Annotated in this window: 10 protein-coding genes and 1 pseudogene; 7 read left to right on the plus strand and 4 right to left on the minus strand. The window is 70.8% G+C overall.

Annotated elements, in window-relative coordinates; translation table 11 throughout:
• The first annotated feature begins 9 nt into the window (after positions 1 to 9).
• Positions 10 to 978, plus strand: coding sequence for an agmatinase (gene speB, locus ACFYZ8_RS01360; protein ID WP_388536478.1), 969 nt, complete (start codon positions 10 to 12; stop codon positions 976 to 978).
• Positions 975 to 2,657, plus strand: a complete 1,683-nt coding sequence (locus ACFYZ8_RS01365; RefSeq protein WP_388536479.1) for a thiamine pyrophosphate-binding protein — start codon at positions 975 to 977, stop codon at positions 2,655 to 2,657. The genes speB and ACFYZ8_RS01365 overlap by 4 nt, the downstream gene beginning before the upstream one ends.
• Before the next feature lie 22 nt (positions 2,658 to 2,679).
• On the opposite strand, the gene ACFYZ8_RS01370 is transcribed toward ACFYZ8_RS01365, so the two are convergent.
• The 3 genes and pseudogenes from ACFYZ8_RS01370 to ACFYZ8_RS01380 form a co-directional block, all read right to left on the minus strand.
• Positions 2,680 to 3,483: an endonuclease gene (locus ACFYZ8_RS01370; RefSeq protein WP_359030365.1), complete on the minus strand. Its 804-nt coding sequence runs from the start codon at positions 3,481 to 3,483 to the stop codon at positions 2,680 to 2,682.
• Positions 3,484 to 3,621: 138 nt separating this feature from the next.
• On the minus strand, positions 3,622 to 5,793 hold the full coding sequence (locus ACFYZ8_RS01375; protein WP_388536480.1) for a glycosyltransferase family 39 protein: 2,172 nt from the start codon (positions 5,791 to 5,793) through the stop codon (positions 3,622 to 3,624).
• Between the two features lie 92 nt (positions 5,794 to 5,885).
• Positions 5,886 to 6,849, minus strand: a pseudogene (locus tag ACFYZ8_RS01380) (RNA-guided endonuclease InsQ/TnpB family protein).
• Positions 6,850 to 7,427: 578 nt separating this feature from the next.
• Between ACFYZ8_RS01380 and ACFYZ8_RS01385 the strand changes: the two are divergent.
• The 5 genes from ACFYZ8_RS01385 to ACFYZ8_RS01405 all read left to right on the plus strand — a co-directional run bounded on the left by ACFYZ8_RS01385 (position 7,428) and on the right by ACFYZ8_RS01405 (position 15,452).
• Positions 7,428 to 8,270 carry a serine hydrolase gene (locus ACFYZ8_RS01385; RefSeq protein ID WP_388536481.1) on the plus strand — a complete coding sequence of 281 codons (843 nt, stop codon included), beginning with the start codon at positions 7,428 to 7,430 and terminating at the stop codon, positions 8,268 to 8,270.
• 283 nt (positions 8,271 to 8,553) lie between these two features.
• Positions 8,554 to 9,582 carry an esterase-like activity of phytase family protein gene (locus ACFYZ8_RS01390; RefSeq protein ID WP_388536483.1) on the plus strand — a complete coding sequence of 343 codons (1,029 nt, stop codon included), beginning with the start codon at positions 8,554 to 8,556 and terminating at the stop codon, positions 9,580 to 9,582.
• A gap of 91 nt (positions 9,583 to 9,673) precedes the next feature.
• Complete coding sequence (locus ACFYZ8_RS01395; RefSeq protein ID WP_388536485.1) at positions 9,674 to 13,387, plus strand: ABC transporter ATP-binding protein; 3,714 nt, start codon at positions 9,674 to 9,676, stop codon at positions 13,385 to 13,387.
• Between the two features lie 128 nt (positions 13,388 to 13,515).
• Positions 13,516 to 13,905: a hypothetical protein gene (locus tag ACFYZ8_RS01400; protein WP_359030358.1), complete on the plus strand. Its 390-nt coding sequence runs from the start codon at positions 13,516 to 13,518 to the stop codon at positions 13,903 to 13,905.
• Between the two features lie 110 nt (positions 13,906 to 14,015).
• A complete protein-coding gene (locus tag ACFYZ8_RS01405) occupies positions 14,016 to 15,452 on the plus strand; it encodes a S28 family serine protease (RefSeq protein WP_388536486.1) in 1,437 nt (478 codons plus the stop codon).
• 54 nt (positions 15,453 to 15,506) lie between these two features.
• Here ACFYZ8_RS01405 and ACFYZ8_RS01410 read toward each other — a convergent pair whose 3' ends face one another.
• On the minus strand, positions 15,507 to 16,148 hold the full coding sequence (locus tag ACFYZ8_RS01410) for a hypothetical protein (protein ID WP_388536488.1): 642 nt from the start codon (positions 16,146 to 16,148) through the stop codon (positions 15,507 to 15,509).
• Between the last annotated feature and the right edge of the window lie 95 nt (positions 16,149 to 16,243).

A 16,243-nucleotide genomic window follows, 5' to 3' on the forward strand; every position in this document is an offset into this window, starting at 1 on the left:
CATCCGCCCATGAGCTCCCCCGAGACGCCCCGCGGCCCCGTCGACTCCTCCCGCATCCCGCGCTACGCCGGACCCGCGACCTTCGCCCGGCTGCCCCGCCTCGACGAGGTCGGCCAAGCCGATGTCGCCGTCGTGGGCGTGCCCTTCGACTCGGGCGTCTCCTACCGGCCGGGCGCCCGCTTCGGCGGCAACGCGATCCGCGAGGCGTCCCGGCTGCTGCGCCCCTACAACCCGGCGCAGGACGCGTCCCCCTTCGCCCTGGCCCAGGTCGCGGACGGCGGGGACATCGCGGTGAACCCGTTCAACATCAACGAGGCCGTGGAGACCGTCGAGGCGGCGGCGGACGACCTCCTCGGCACCGGCGCCCGTCTGATGACCCTGGGCGGCGACCACACCATCGCGCTCCCCCTCCTACGCTCGGTCGCCAAGAAGCACGGCCCGGTCGCGCTGCTCCACTTCGACGCCCACCTCGACACCTGGGACACCTACTTCGGCGCGGAGTACACGCACGGCACGCCGTTCCGGCGGGCGGTGGAGGAGGGCATCCTGGACACCTCCGCCCTCTCCCACGTCGGCACCCGCGGGCCGCTGTACGGCAAGCAGGACCTGGACGACGACGAGAAGCTGGGCTTCGGCATCGTCACGTCGGCGGACGTCATGCGGCGCGGTGTGGACGAGGTCGCCGACCAGCTCCGTCAGCGCATCGGCGACCGTCCGCTCTACATCTCCATCGACATCGACTGCCTGGACCCGGCTCACGCGCCCGGCACCGGCACCCCCGAGGCCGGCGGCATGACCTCCCGCGAGCTGCTGGAGATCCTGCGGGGTCTGGCATCGTGCAACCTGGTGTCGGCGGACGTCGTCGAAGTGGCCCCCGCGTACGACCACGCGGAGATCACGTCGGTGGCGGCCTCCCACACCGCCTACGAACTGACCACGATCATGTCCCGCCAGATTGCAGAGGCCCGCGCGCAGTGACTCACGACCACGACCTGGTGCTCCGTCCGACCGAGGCGCAGATCTCGGCGGCTCTGAACCCTCCTCCCGGCCGCAACGGCGGAGACCTGGTCGTGGAGACGCTGGCCGCGCTCGGCGCGACGACCGTCTTCGGCCTGCCCGGCCAGCACGCGCTCGGCGTGTTCGACGCGCTACGGCGCTCCGACCTGCGCTACATCGGTCTGCGGGTGGAGAACAACGCGGGCTTCGCGGCCGACGCGTACGGCAGGATCACCGGGGAGGCGGCCCCCTTGCTGCTGTCGACGGGACCGGGGGCGCTGACGTCGCTCGCGGCCCTCCAGGAGGCGGCCGCCGCGTCGGCGCCCGTCCTGGCGATCAGCAGCCAGATCCCCACGGCCGGGCTCGGCGGCGGCCGCCACGGCTATCTCCACGAACTCCCGGACCAGGCAGCCTCGTTCAGGGGAGTGGTCAAGTCGGTCCACACCGTCCGCACCCAGTCCCAGATCCCCTCCGCGATCGAGGCGGCCTGGAAGTCGGCGCTGACCGCCCCGCACGGGCCGGTGTGGGTGGAGATCCCGCAGGACGTGCTGCTCGCCGGGACCGCCATCCCGGTGGTCACCGGCGGCGACGCCTTCCCCGAGGAGCTGCCCCCGCGCCCCGAACTCACCGCGGTGGCCGCCGACCTGCTGTCCCGCGCCGCCCGCCCGGCGATCATCGCGGGCGGGGGAGTCGTACGGGCGGACGCGTCCCGCAAGCTGCGGCAGCTGGCGGAGACGCTGCACGCGCCGGTGGTCACCACCCCCGGCGGCAAGGGCGCCTTCCCCTGGACGCACCCCCTGTCCCTCCAGTCCTGGATCGAGGACCGGCACACCACGGACTTCCTGGAGGACGCGGACGTCCTCCTGGTGGTCGGCTCGGGGCTCGGCGAACTCTCCTCGAACTACCACACGTTCAGGCCGCGGGGCCGGGTGATCCAGATCGAGGCCGACCTCGGCAAGCTGGAGTCCAACCACCCCGCCCTCGGCATCCACGCGGACGCGCGACTGGCGTTGCAGGCGCTGCTGGAGACGGTCACGCCCAGGGAGGACGCGCAGGCACCGGAGCGGGTGCGCGAGGTGCTGGCCCGTGTCGCGGGCCGTATCGCCGCTCAGGAACTCACCCTGGAGCAGGACGTGCTGGCGTCGGTCCGCCGGGCGCTGCCCGCCGACTCGCCGTCCTTCTGGGACATGACGATCCTGGCCTACTGGGCCTGGTCGGCGTTCGACGCCAAGGGCCCCAACCTCCTCCATTCCGCCCAGGGGGCCGGAGGGCTGGGCTACGGCTTCCCCGCCGCCCTGGGAGCCGCCGTGGCCGACCCTTCGGTCCCGGTCCTGGCGGTCTCCGGTGACGGCGGCGCCCTGTACTCCGTCGCGGAGTTGGCCACGGCCCGCCAGTACGACCTGAACGTCACCTGGCTGATCGTCGACGACGGCGGCTACGGCATCCTGCGCGAGTACATGACGGACGCCTTCGGCCAGGCCACGGCGACCGAGCTGACCCGCCCCGACTACGTGGCGCTGGCCGAGTCCTTCGGCGTCCCCGGGGTCCGTACGACACCGGGGACGCTCGCGGACGACCTGTCGAAGGCGCTCGGTTCACCGGGGCCGTCGGTGGTCGTACTCCCGGCGGTGCTTCGGATGTTCGCGCCGACGCACCTGTAGCCGGGGTCCTGCCGGATCGGTCCTACCAGATCGCCTCGACCCACTCCGGGTGGTCGATGAACGGGTTGCGGTTGTGCTGGTAGGTGTCGTAGATGACCTGGTTGCGGCGCTCCTCGAAGGCGCTGGGCGGGTCCGCCTCGTTCCAGGCCTTGAGGACGGAGAGCTTGCCCATGTAGGGGTTGGAGCCGTTGGCGACCTTCTCGTTGGGCTCCAGGTCGGCGAAGCCGTCGTCGCCCTCGTAGCGCACGGCCATGTACAGGATCATGCGGGCCACGTCGCCCCGGTCGGCCGCGCGCGGCGCGAAGGAGTCGGAGTCGACGGTGGAGCCGCCGCCGTTGGTGACGGAGCTGCCGCCGTTGTCGAAGTCCAGGTTGCCGCGGATGCTGTTGACCTGGACGTCGCAGGCGCGCAGGTGGTGCAGGTCGGTGCCGGGGCCGGTGACCTCGCCGAAGTCGCCGTGCGACTTGGCCCAGGTGTGCTCGCGGTTCCAGTCGCCGACGTCACCGCCGTTGAGGGACTTGCTGCGGGAGACACCGCTGTACAGCAGGAGGACGTTGCTCGTGTTGTTCGGGTCCTGGTCGGTGACCTTGAGCGCGTCCCAGACAGCGGAGTACGAGATCTTCGACTGGCTGCTGATGATCGTGTGCAGGGACGACTTGAGGCTCGTCCCGGTCTTGCCGATCGCGTTCTTGTAGTACGTCGAGTCGTACGCGGTCGTCGTGGCGGCGGCCGGGGTCGTGGTCACGACCGGGGCGGCGAGCCCGACCAGCACGGCGGCGGTGGTCAGTGCCACCGACTTCCAGCTGCGGATGCGTGTCGCCAACATAAAGGGGGTCCCATCTACGCGGGTTGAACGGAGGCGGCAGATGGGAGCGTGACATGAACATGAGGTCAAGTCGATTAACGGAACGTTAAAAACGTCTCCCGACCGTGAGGCCGGGAGACGTTCTCGTGCGGGTGGACGTCAGCCGACGTCCGAGGGATCCAGGCGGTAGACCGTCCCAGTGGTGCCGGAGGCCGAGCCGCTGCTCCCGCTCGTGCCGTAGTCGCTCGCCTTCACCGCCGTGCCGTTCTTCTGCACCCAGGCGGTGATCTCCTGGCTCAGGCCGCTGTTGCCGCCCATACCGCCGCCACCGAGCTGGATGTAGTGCAACTCGCCCTTCCTCACCAGCTCCTTGAGCCTGGCGAGGGTCATCGCCTGGTCGGTGCCGGTGAAGCCCCACATGGAGATGACGGGCTTGTGCGTGCTGAGGATCAGCTGGCCCGCGCTCTGTGAATTGGACACCGCGAGCAGCCACTTGGCGCCGTCCTGGTGCTTCTCCAGGTAGGAGATCAGCGCGCTGTCGACGCTGCCGCCCATCCCGCCGCCGGGGCGGCCCGCCGCGTTGCCGGTGCCGCCGGGAGCCGTACCGGCTCCGTTCGTGCCACCGGGTGCGCCTCCCTGGGGCAGCTCACCGTCGCCCCCACCGGGCTGCATCCGGTCGGCACCGCCACCGCCGTCGGGGAACTCCCCGCCCGCCCGGCCGCCCTGCCGCGTCCCGCCCTGCCCGCCGCCGGGACCGTTGCCGCCGAAGCCGCCCCGGCCGCCACCGGGTCCGCCCATGCCGCCCCCGGTCGACGGGCCCGCCGTCGGATTCGTGCCGCCCATGCCCCCGGTGGTGGCGGAGAAGGCCGGCGAGGCCGCGTACGCCGTCGGGCCAGCGAGGGCCGCCACGATCGCCGCGGCGACGGACACGCCCAGCAGCCGCGCCCTGGTCCCGGAACCCGCCGTACGGAAGACGAACAGGCCCACGATCGCCAGGACCATGACCACGCCGACGACCGGCCACAGCCAGGTGTTCCACCCGGTGGCCCGGCGCAGCAGCACGATCGCCCAGACGCCGGTGACCGCGAGCCCGGCCGGCAGCACCCAGGACCAGCGGGCGTCACCGCGGCGGAAGGCGCGGAACATCATGACGCCGCCCGCGCCGGTCAGCGCCGCGATGCCCGGGGCGAGCGCGGTCGTGTAGTACGGGTGCATGGTGCCCTCGGCCATCGCGAAGGTCAGGTAGTGCAGCACCAGCCAGCCGCCCCACATCACCAGCGCGGCCCGCGCCGGGTCGGTGCGCGGGGCGCGGCCGCACAGGACCAGGCCGGCGACGAGGGCGAGGAAGGCGAAGGGGATCAGCCAGGAGATCTGGCCGCCGAGGACGTCGTTGAACATCCGGCCGATGCCCGCGCTGCCGGCGAAGGTGGCCCCGCCGCCGCCACCCCCGCCGTTGCCCTCGCCGCCGAGGACCCGGCCGAGGCCGTTGTAGCCCATGATCAGGTTCCAGGCGGAGCCGTCGGTCGAACCGCCGATGTAGGGCCGGTCGTCGGCCGGGACGAGGGACACCGCCGTCGCCCACCAGAAGCTGGAGACCGCCAACGCCACCGCCGCGAGGGCCAGGTTGACGGCCTTCTTCCGCCAGCCGAGCCTCGACGCGTACACGTACACCGCGAAGACGGCGGGCAGCGCGATGTAGCCCTGCAGCATCTTGGTGTTGAAGGCGAGCCCGAAGAGCACCGCGGAGCCCAGGAGGGGCAGCAGCCTGTCGGTACGCACCGCGCGCAGGGCGAGGGCCGCGCCGCCGGCCATCAGCAACACCAGGATCGTGTCGGGGTTGTTGTCCCGGTTGATCGCGACCGTGATGGGGGTGAGCGCGAGGACGAGCGCGGCGATCGCGGCCGCCGCGTGCCCGAACACCCGCTTCACCGAGGTGTGCAGGATCCAGATCGTGCCGAGGGCGGCCGCGATCTCGGGCGCCATCATCTGCCAGGTGCCGAAGCCGAACACCCGGCAGGACAGCCCCATGACCATGAGCGCGAACGGCGGCTTGTCGACGGTGAGGAAGTTCCCCGCGTCGAGCGAGCCGAAGAACCAGGCCTTCCAGCTCTGCGTACCGCTGTAGACCGCGGCGCTGTAGAAGCTGTTGAGGCTGTTCCCGCTCAGGTTCCAGCCGTACAGGACGCCGGCCAGGGCCAGGATCGCGAGCAGCGCGGGCAGCGACCAGCGCGGGGCCTTGTCCGTGGGTGCCGCGATCGGGACCGGCGGTGGCCAGTCGGCGGACACGGTCTCGGCGCGGGGGCGGGGGTGGGGATCGGTGGCAGATGTCACCCCGGCATCGTGCGGCGGGGGCTTGGGCGGGAGCTGTGACGTACCTGGCGCCATCCTTTGAATCCTCCCCTCCGAGGGAGGGGATTCCTGGCTCAGGCTGCCTCCTGGAGCAGGGCTCCAGGAGGTCTTACGCCCTCGGCACCAGCCGGGTTGAGACCAGCCCGGACGAGCATCACGCGGGCGGAGTTCTTGTCTCTGGGGGAGACGGCTCCGCATGTGGTGCAGGTGTGGGTACGTTCCGACAGCGGGAGTGCGTGCTTGGTTCTCGCCCCGCACGATGCGCAGTCCATGGTGGTGTGCGCGGGGTGTACCAGGCGGACGTCCCGCGCGTGTTTGCGGCCCATCTCCACGAGGGCCTGTTTGGTGGCGCCGATAGCGGCGTCGGCGGCCTTGCGGGCCATGGTGGTCTTGGCGAGGAACTTCGGCCGGAAGTCCTCCACCGCGATCGCGTCATGGTCGCGCACGATCTTCTTGGCCCACTTGCGGCCGGTGTCCTGCCGCTGCCGGGCCACCCTCTTGTAGGCCTTGGCCCGCAGGCGCTTTGCCTCACGGTAGCCCTTGAGGCGGCCTGCCCTCTGGCGGGTTTGCGGCGAGCCATCATCCGGTCGTACCGCGACAGCTTCGCCTGGGCCACGCGGCCGTGCTGGGCGTGGGGCAGGTCGTGAGCGTCACTCGTGGTGGTGGCGGTCTCCCTGACGCCCTAGTCGGCACGACGAACGAGGCATACCAATGGCCGAGGTTGTCCCGGTAGATCCGTACCGAGGAGGGATCGGCGGGCAGGTCGCGGGACCATACGACCGTCAGCACGATGTTTCCCGCCAAATGCAGGCGCCCGTCCTTGAGCCGGAACCCGCGCCTGGTGTAGTTCAGGCTCGGGTCGGCTTCGCTCTTCTTCTTCCACTTCGGCATCCCCGCGCGCCGGCGCTGTGGGAGGCAGTCCTTGATGTCTTTCTGCGCCTTGGCGCGGGACTTGCCGAAGTCCCGGATGGTCTGCTGCTGCGGCACCGAGCTGCCCTCGCGCAGCCATGGCGTGCGCTCACGGGCCGCGGTCAGCATTCTGTCGAGCTGAGCTGGGCCGCACGTCAGCTTGTCGCCGGGGCGGGCCTTGCCATACGCGTGCACGGCCTTGGACTTGGCCACGCACTCGTTCCAGATCCACCGGCAGCGGTCCCACTCCGACTGCAGCCGCGTGCGGGCGGTGGACGAGACGCGCAGCCGGTACGTGTATCGGGCACGCCCGCCCTCCTTGCCTTCCTGCTCCGCTGACACTCCAGTACCCCCTGCCACGCCTCGCCCGCTGTTCCCAGCTCCCGTGGCAAGACCGTACGTGCGACTCCCGCACGCCCGTGCCCTCATCACATGCAGTCACCGCAACCAGTGAACGAGGGAACTTGAGTTCGTTCTCCACTCGGTCCGGTCCTGCCCGGCCGTGGGTGCTCCCGTGGGTGCCGCAGGCTGTACAGGAGCGCACACAGCGGCACCTCGCGATGCCGTCATGGGGTGCGGTGCCTCCCTGTGTGAACACCGGGGAATCTTCAATAAAGTCAGGTAAAAACACCGCGGGTCAGGTAACGGCTCGCACAACCATTCCCCATGCGTACAACCATTCGCCTCCGTCCGAGAGTCAACTGGGCATGACACGGGGGATATTCAGACACACGAAATGGATCGCGGCCGGTGCGCTGGCCGCCTGCGTCGCCGCCGCCACTCCGGCCGCCGCGGCGACCACACCGACCGTCAGCTGCACGTCCGCCAAGGCGGGCCTCGCCGACAAACTCAAGCGGGACATCACGTCCGCCGTCTCCAACCGCTCCGGCACGATCGCCGTCGGCCTCTACGACCGTACGACCAAGACGACCTGCACCCTGCGCTCCTCCACCGCCTACGACTCCGCGAGCGTGGTCAAGGTGACCGTCCTCGCCACGCTGCTGTGGGACGCGAAGAAGCACAACAGGTATCTGACCACCACCGAGAACAACCTCGCCAAGGCCATGATCACCAAGTCGGACAACGACGCCACCAGCAAGCTGTGGCGTCAGCTGGGCCTGACGAAGATCAAGGGCTTCCTGAGCGCGGCCGGCATGACCCAGACCAAGCCGGGGGCGAACGGCTACTGGGGCCTGACCCAGATCACCGTCACCGACGAGCAGAAGCTGCTCAAGCTGATCACCGCCAAGAACACCGTCCTGAGCGACAACTCCCGCGCCTACATCCTGAAGTTGATGGGGCAGGTCATCTCGTCGCAGCGCTGGGGCACCCCGTACGGCGCCGGCTCGGGCATCTCCTGGCACGTCAAGAACGGCTGGCTCCAGCGCTCCACGCACGGCTGGCGGGTGCACAGCGTCGGCACCTTCACGGGCGGCGGCCACGACTACATGATCACGGTGCTCACGCACGGCAACAGCACCATGAACTACGGCATCAACACCATCCAGGGCGTCGCCAAGGTCATCCACAAGGACCTCGCGGCGAGCTGACGCCGGCCGGACTCCCGGACGTCACCGGCGGCATCTCCGGATTCGGAGGTGTCGCCGCTTCGTACACGGACGGCGACCGGCGTTCAATCCCCAGCCGGCCCTTCATGACACGGCCTCCCCGCCCATGACACGGCCTCCCCGCCACGAAGCCGGGACCGGCGAGGCGCATGCGGCGGCGGCATCTCCGGCTCCGGGAGTTTCGCCGCTCCGTTCGCGGGCAGCGACCAGGGCCCTTCATGACACGGCCTCCCGTACGTCACGAACCCGCCCTACCGTGACGCCCATGCAGCTCAGAACCGTACTCGCGACCACCGCCGCGGCCCTGGCGGCGGCGACCTGCCTGACCCTCGCCGGGCCGGCGCGGGCCGCCGCCCCGGCGCGCCACGCCTGCTCCCCGTCCGTCTCCCTCGACCGCTTCTCCGACGCGCTCGACAAGACGACGTACGACGGCACCTTCGTCGGCAACTTCTCCGCGCTCGCGCTGGACCGGGACGGCTCCCTGGCCGCCCTCTCCGACCGCTCCGCCCTCTTCGGCCTGGACGCGAGGACCCTCGCGCCGACGTCGGTCGTCCCGCTCGCCGACGAGCAGGGCGCCGCGCTGGACTCCGAGGGCCTGGTGATCGACCGCGACGGCACCCGTCTGATCACCTCGGAGACCGAGCCGTCGATCCGCCGCTACGGCGCGGACGGCAGGATCCTCGACCGGCTCCCCGTCCCGGCCTCCCTCCAGGTCGCCCCGGCGGGCCGTGCCACGTCGAACCAGACCTTCGAGGGCCTGACCCTCATGAACCGCGGCCGCACCCTGCTCGCCTCCATGGAGTACGCGCTCTCCGGCGACACGGCGGGCATTGTCCGCTTCCAGACCTGGACGCGGACCAAGAACAACCACTTCAAGCCCGCCGCCCAGTACGCCTACCGCACCGACGCCGCCTTCCTCGGCGTCCCCGAGGTCCAGGCCCTCCCCGACGGCCGCCTCCTCGTCCTGGAACGCGGCTTCACCTCCGGCGTCGGCAACACCGTCCGCCTGTACCTGGCCGACCCCCGCCACGCGACGGACACCAGCGGCATCGAGAACCTCACGGGCCAGTCCGGCGTACGCCTGATCAAGAAGACCCTGCTCACGGACATCGCGAGCTGCCCCACCCTGGGCGCCACCGCCAAGCAGCCCCAGCCGAACCCCCTCCTCGACAACATCGAGGGCATGGTGATCACGGGCGGGCGCAAGGGCCGCCTCAAGGTTCTCCTGGTCAGCGACGACAACCAGAACGCGGTGCAGACGACCCGGTTCTACTACCTGAGGGTCCGGGTCTGACCTCCGACTTTGTTGCGGAGGGATGAAATCCGCTTTCACGCGTGTTGGTGCCTTCCGGACGATCAGGCCGTACGAACCGGAGGGCACCCGCGTGACACCGCAACGGGGATGGGCACGACGACTGGCCGGGTACGCCTGGCGCTATCCCAAGGACGTCGTCCTCGCCCTGGGCTCCTCCCTCGGCGGCATGGCCGTCATGGCGGTCGTCCCCCTGATCACCAAGGTGATCATCGACGACGTCATCGGCGACCACACCCGGGACATGGCCCCCTGGGCCGGCGCCCTGATCGCCGCCGCCGTCCTCGTCTACGTCTTCACGTACGTCCGCCGCTACTACGGCGGCCGCCTCGCCCTCGACGTCCAGCACGACCTGCGCACCGAGATGTTCGGCACGATCACCCGCCTCGACGGCCGCCGCCAGGACGAGCTGTCCACCGGCCAGGTCGTCGGCCGGGCCACCAGTGACCTCCAGCTGATCCAGGGCCTGCTCTTCATGCTGCCGATGACGATCGGCAACGTCGCCCTGTTCGTGATCTCCCTGGTCGTGATGGCCTGGCTGTCGATCCCGCTCACCCTGGTCGCCCTGGCGGTCGCCCCGGCCCTGTGGTGGATCGCCAGGCGCTCCCGCTCCAAGCTGCACCCCGCCACCTGGTACGCCCAGGCCCAGGCCGCCGCCGTCGCGGGCGTGGTCGACGGCGCGGTCAGCGGCGTACGCGTGGTGAAGGGCTTCGGGCAGGAGGACCAGGAGACCGGCAAGCTGCGCGAGGTCGGCCGCCGCCTGTACGCGGGCCGGCTGCGCACGATCCGCTTCAACTCGAAGTACACCCCCGCCCTCCAGGCCGTCCCCGCCCTCGGCCAGGTCGCGATGCTGGCGCTCGGCGGCTGGCTCGCGGTCCGCGGGCACATCACGCTCGGCACCTTCGTCGCCTTCTCCACCTACCTCGCCCAGCTCGTCGGCCCGGTCCGCATGCTCGCCATGGTCCTCACCGTCGGCCAGCAGGCCCGCGCGGGCACCGAGCGCGTCCTGGAGCTGATCGACACCGAGCCGTACCTGAAGGACGGCGCCAAGGAGCTCCCCGCCGACGCGCCCGCGACGGTCGAGTTCGACGACGTGTCCTTCGGCTACGAGGACGGCCGCAAGGTCCTCGACGGCCTCTCCTTCGAGATCCGCCCCGGCGAGACCCTCGCGGTCGTCGGCTCCTCCGGCTCGGGCAAGTCCACGGTCTCGCTCCTGCTCCCGCGCTTCTACGACGTCACCCACGGCGCCGTCCTCATCGGCGGCCACGACGTCCGCGAGCTCACCCTGGACTCCCTGCGGGCCGCGATCGGCCTGGTCCCCGAGGACTCCTTCCTGTTCTCGGACACGGTCCGCAACAACATCGCGTACGGCCGTCCCGACGCGACCCAGGAGGAGATCGAGAAGGCCGCCCGCGCCGCCCAGGCGGACCGTTTCATCACCGAGCTCCCCGAGGGCTACGACACCACGGTCGGCGAGCACGGCCTCACCCTCTCCGGCGGCCAGCGCCAGCGTGTCGCGCTCGCCCGGGCGATCCTCACCGACCCGCGTCTGCTCGTCCTCGACGACGCCACCTCCGCCGTGGACGCGCAGGTCGAGCACGAGATCCACGAGGCCCTGAAGCACGTCATGGAGGGTCGCACCACCCTCCTCATCGCCCACCGCCGCTCCACGCTCAACCTCGCCGACCGCATCGCCGTCCTGGACCACGGCCGCCTCGCCGACGTGGGCACCCACGAGGAGCTCCAGCGCCGGTCGCCCCTCTACCGCCGCCTGCTCACCGACCCCGACGGTCTCGGCGGCGTCTCCCCGGGCCACGCCCAGCCCGTCGCCGTACAGGAGGACACCTCCGTACGCGACGAGCTGGACGCCGAGTTCGACGCCGAGCGCGGAGTCACGCCCCGGCTGTGGACCGGTGACCGCGAGCGCGAGAACGCCGAGGACACGGCGCTCGCCGGCACCCCGGCCACTCCCGAACTCCTCGCCGAGGTCGCCGCGTTGCCCCCGGCGACGGACCTTCCCGACATCGACGAGGCGCGCGCGGTCACGCCCGAGGAGTCGTACGGCCTACGGCGGCTGCTGCGCGGCTTCGGGCGCCCGCTGCTGATCAGCCTGGGCCTGGTCGCGCTGGACGCCGGCATGGGTCTGCTCCTCCCGGTGATGATCCGGCACGGCATCGACGACGGTGTCTCGCGGATGGCCATGGCCGCGGTCTGGACGGCGACCCTGCTCGCCCTGCTCTCGGTGCTCGTCCAGTGGACGGCGCAGATCGGCGAGACCCGGATGACCGGACGCACCGGCGAACGGGTGCTCTACTCCCTCCGCCTGAAGATCTTCGCCCAGCTCCAGCGGCTCGGACTCGACTACTACGAGCGGGAGCTGACCGGCCGGATCATGACGAGGATGACGACGGACGTCGACGCCCTCTCGACCTTCCTCCAGACCGGCCTGGTCACCGCGTTCGTCTCCGTCGTCACCTTCTTCGGCATCATGGTCGCCCTGCTGGTGATCGACGTACAGCTGGCGCTGGTCGTCTTCGCGACGCTGCCGCCGCTGATCGTCGCCACGTACTTCTTCCGCAAGGCGAGCGTGAAGGCGTACGAACTCGCCCGTGAGCGCGTGTCGTTGGTCAACGCGGACCTTCAGGAGTCGGTGTCGGGGCTCAGGATCGTGCAGGCGTTCCGCCGGGAGCGGGACGGTGGGGCGCGGTTCGCGGAGCGCAGCGACAGCTACCGCCAGGCTCGTATCAGGGGCCAGTGGCTGATCTCGATCTACTTCCCGTTCGTCCAGCTGCTGTCCTCCGTCGCCGCCGCGTCCGTGCTGATCGTGGGCGCGGGCCGGGTGGACGCGACGACCCTGACGACCGGCGCCCTGGTCGCCTACCTGCTCTACATCGACCTGTTCTTCGCCCCGGTCCAGCAGCTCTCCCAGGTCTTCGACGGCTACCAGCAGGCGACCGTCTCCCTGGGCCGCATCCAGGAGCTGCTCCGGGAGCCGACGTCCACGAAGGCGGCGGACGAGCCTTTGGAGGTCCTCTCCCTGCGCGGCGAAGTGGCCTTCGAGGACGTGCGCTTCGCGTACGGGGACGACGAGGAGGCCCTCGGCGGGATCGACCTGAAGATCCCCGCCGGGCAGACGGTCGCCTTCGTCGGAGAGACGGGCGCGGGCAAGTCCACCCTGGTCAAGCTGGTGGCCCGGTTCTACGACCCGACGGACGGCCGGGTCACGGTCGACGGCACGGACCTGCGCACCCTCGACCTCACTTCCTACCGCCACCGCCTCGGCGTCGTCCCCCAGGAGGCCTACCTCTTCCAGGGCACGATCCGCGACGCCATCGCCTACGGCCGCCCGGACGCCACCGACGCCCAGGTCGAGGCGGCGGCCCGGGCGGTCGGCGCCCACGAGATGATCGCCACGCTGGAGGGCGGCTACCTCCACGAGGTCGCCGAACGCGGCCGCAACCTCTCGGCGGGCCAGCGCCAGCTGATCGCCCTGGCCCGCGCGGAGCTGGTCGACCCGGACATCCTCCTCCTCGACGAGGCCACGGCAGCCCTGGACCTCGCCACCGAGGCCCAGGTCAACCAGGCCACCGACCGCCTCGCGGGCCGCCGCACCACCCTCGTCGTGGCCCACCGCCTCACCACGGCGGCCCGCGCCGACCGGGTGGTGGTCATGGACCACGGCCGAGTCATCGAGGACGGCACCCACGACGAACTCCTCGCACTGGAGGGCCGTTACGCCCAGCTGTGGCGCACCTTCGTGGGCGAGGACGCGCCTGCGGCGGCCTGACCCGATCCCAGGCCCGCGACGGTGTCCGGGGCGACGGTCGGCGTGGGGTGCTGACGGGCGTGCAACCGTCGGACATACGTTGTGCGTCCGTACACCTGTACGCCCAGAGAGCTGCGGGAGGGACGGCAGTGAAGAGTGGAGCGATACGGCGGCTGGCGGTGGGGTTGGCCGTGACGGCGGCGGCCGGGATGCTCGGGGTCGCCGTGCCGGGGCAGGCGCAGGCCGCGGCCTCGTCGTGCGAGGGGCGCAAGGTGAGGTCGTTCCCGTTCTCCACCGGCACCGTGGAGGTCTACAAGCGGGGCGGCTACGTGTGCGCGGTCACCGTGTCCAAGCGTCCGGGCGTGCGCCAGCAGATGCGGGTGAGCCTGCGGGCGTACGGGCTGCTGCCCGTCGAGGACGCCGGCCGGTACAAGTACCGGGCCGGCCCCGTCACCGTGCACGCCGGGCAGCGCAAGGTGTGGGTGAAGGGCGCGGTCGGCCGGGGCAGTTACGACTCGGACGGCTGGATCCGCCTCTGACGCACGGATTTCTCACAGGGTTTTCCCCATCAAGGCGCCATCTCCCCTGGTGCGGACCGCACTTGCGCGGCTAGCGTCCGGCGCACATCTGTACTCACAGGGGAGGGTGCATGCGCAAGGCGCTCAGATGGCTTCTCACGCTGGTCGTGCTCATAGGCACGGTCGGCACGGCGGGAGCGGCCACCGCCGCCGAGCCGGAGGCCAGAGGCACCGGTGCCACCGACATCAAGGATCAGCTCCTCGCCATCCCGGGCATGAGCCTGATCGAGGAGAAGCCGTACACGGGTTACCGCTTCTTCGTGCTCAACTACACCCAGCCGGTCGACCACCGGCACCCGTCCAAGGGCACGTTCCAGCAGCGGATCACCGTGCTGCACAAGGACGTCAGCCGGCCGACGGTCTTCTACACCGGCGGCTACAACGTCTCCACCACGCCTCGGCGCAGTGAGCCGACCCAGATCGTGGACGGCAACCAGGTCTCGATGGAGTACCGCTTCTTCACGCCCTCCCGGCCCGCCCCGGCCGACTGGAGCAAGCTGGACATCTGGCAGGCCGCCAGTGACCAGCACCGCATCTTCAAGGCGCTGAAGAAGATCTACACCAAGCACTGGATCGCCACCGGCGGCTCCAAGGGCGGCATGACCGCCACCTACTACGAGCGCTTCTACCCGCGGGACATGGACGGCGTGGTCGCCTACGTCGCCCCCAACGACGTGGTCAACAACGAGGACTCGGCCTACGACCGCTTCTTCGAGAAGGTCGGCACCGAGGAGTGCCGCGACCGGCTGAACGCGGTGCAGCGCGAGGCGTTGGTCCGGCGCGAGTCCCTGGAGCAGAAGTACGCCGACTACGCGGCGGCGGAGGGCTACACCTTCACGACCGTCGGCAGCCTGGACAAGGCGTACGAGGCCGTCGTACTCGACTACGTCTGGGGTTTCTGGCAGTACAACCTGCTGGCCAACTGCGGTGACGACGAGCTGATCCCGGCGAACGCGAAGAACGCGACCGACGACCAGATCTGGAACTCGATCGACACGATCTCCGGCTTCTCCGCCTACGCCGACCAGGGCCTGGAGACGTACACGCCGTACTACTACCAGGCGGCCACCCAGCTCGGCGCGCCGACGATCAAGTTCCCGCACATCGAGAAGAAGTACATCCGCTACGGCTACCAGCCGCCGCGCAACTTCGTCCCGCGCAGCATCCCCACGAAGTTCCAGCCGTACGCGATGCGGGACGTGGACACCTGGGTGCGCCACAACGCCCACCACATGCTCTACGTCTACGGCCAGAACGACCCGTGGGGCGCGGAGCGCTTCCGCGTCGACAAGGGGGCGAAGGACGCGTACGTGTTCACCGCGCCCGGCATGAACCACGGGGCGAACGTCGCCGGTCTGGTCGCCGACCAGAAGGCGTTCGCCACGGCCAGGATCCTCGCCTGGGCGGGTGTCCCGGCTCCCGCCGTGGCCGAGGCGAAGCCGCTCGCGAAGTTCGACAGGAAGCTGGACGTGCGGGACGTGGAGCGCGAACCCGCCCTGCGTCCGTAAGCGACAGACCGCCAGGCGGTCGTACCGCAGTCCGCTCGCCGCGCCCGGCCGGGATCACACCGGCCGGGCGCAGCCCACCGGCTGGGGGCCGCCGAGCTGGACGTACAGGGCCGTCGACAGGGGGCACCGGGTGCGCTCGGCGACCGCCTTCACCACCTTGAACTGCGGCTTCCTCGCCCCCTTGCCGTCGCACGCGGTCTCCCGGACCTGTCCGTCGCCCGAGCCGTACACGCAGTCGCCGACGATGGTCCGCGGCCCGCCCCCGCCGCCCGGGTCGCCGGGGTGCGGCGGCTGGAGGTTGCGCATACAGGCGTACCCCTGGGGCACCGCCCCGTCGCCGTCCTCGTCGGAGACCCGGCTCTGCTCACTGATGTGCAGCACGAAGTCGGTGGTCGCCGGGCACGGCGGACCGCCGGACGTGGTGCCGTCGTGTCGGGCCACGACCCGTGCCGCCGCCCGCTCGCTGGTGCAGGGCACCTCGGTGAAGCTGGCCTTGCCGAAGGAACTGCACTCGTCCACCGCCAGGAACACCGCCCCGAAACCGGAGGGCCGGGTGGCGGACGGCGAGACCGGGGCCGTCGCGGCGGGCCCCTCGTCGCTCTCCCCGCCGGCCGCCGGCTGTGTGCACCCCGTCAGCAGGGCGGCGAGCAGCGTCAGCAGGACGCACACCACCCCCGTGGAAAACCTGTCGCGCATCGCAATCCCCCCGGACTACCCCCGCGTCCAGCGTGACCGTCGCGGCGGGGCCACGCCAGACGTGTGGGGTCCTTTGCGCCTTTCGGGGGTGATGT

It is taken from the genome of Streptomyces sp. NPDC001668, assembly GCF_042893155.1.
Classification (GTDB): Bacteria; Actinomycetota; Actinomycetes; order Streptomycetales; family Streptomycetaceae; genus Streptomyces.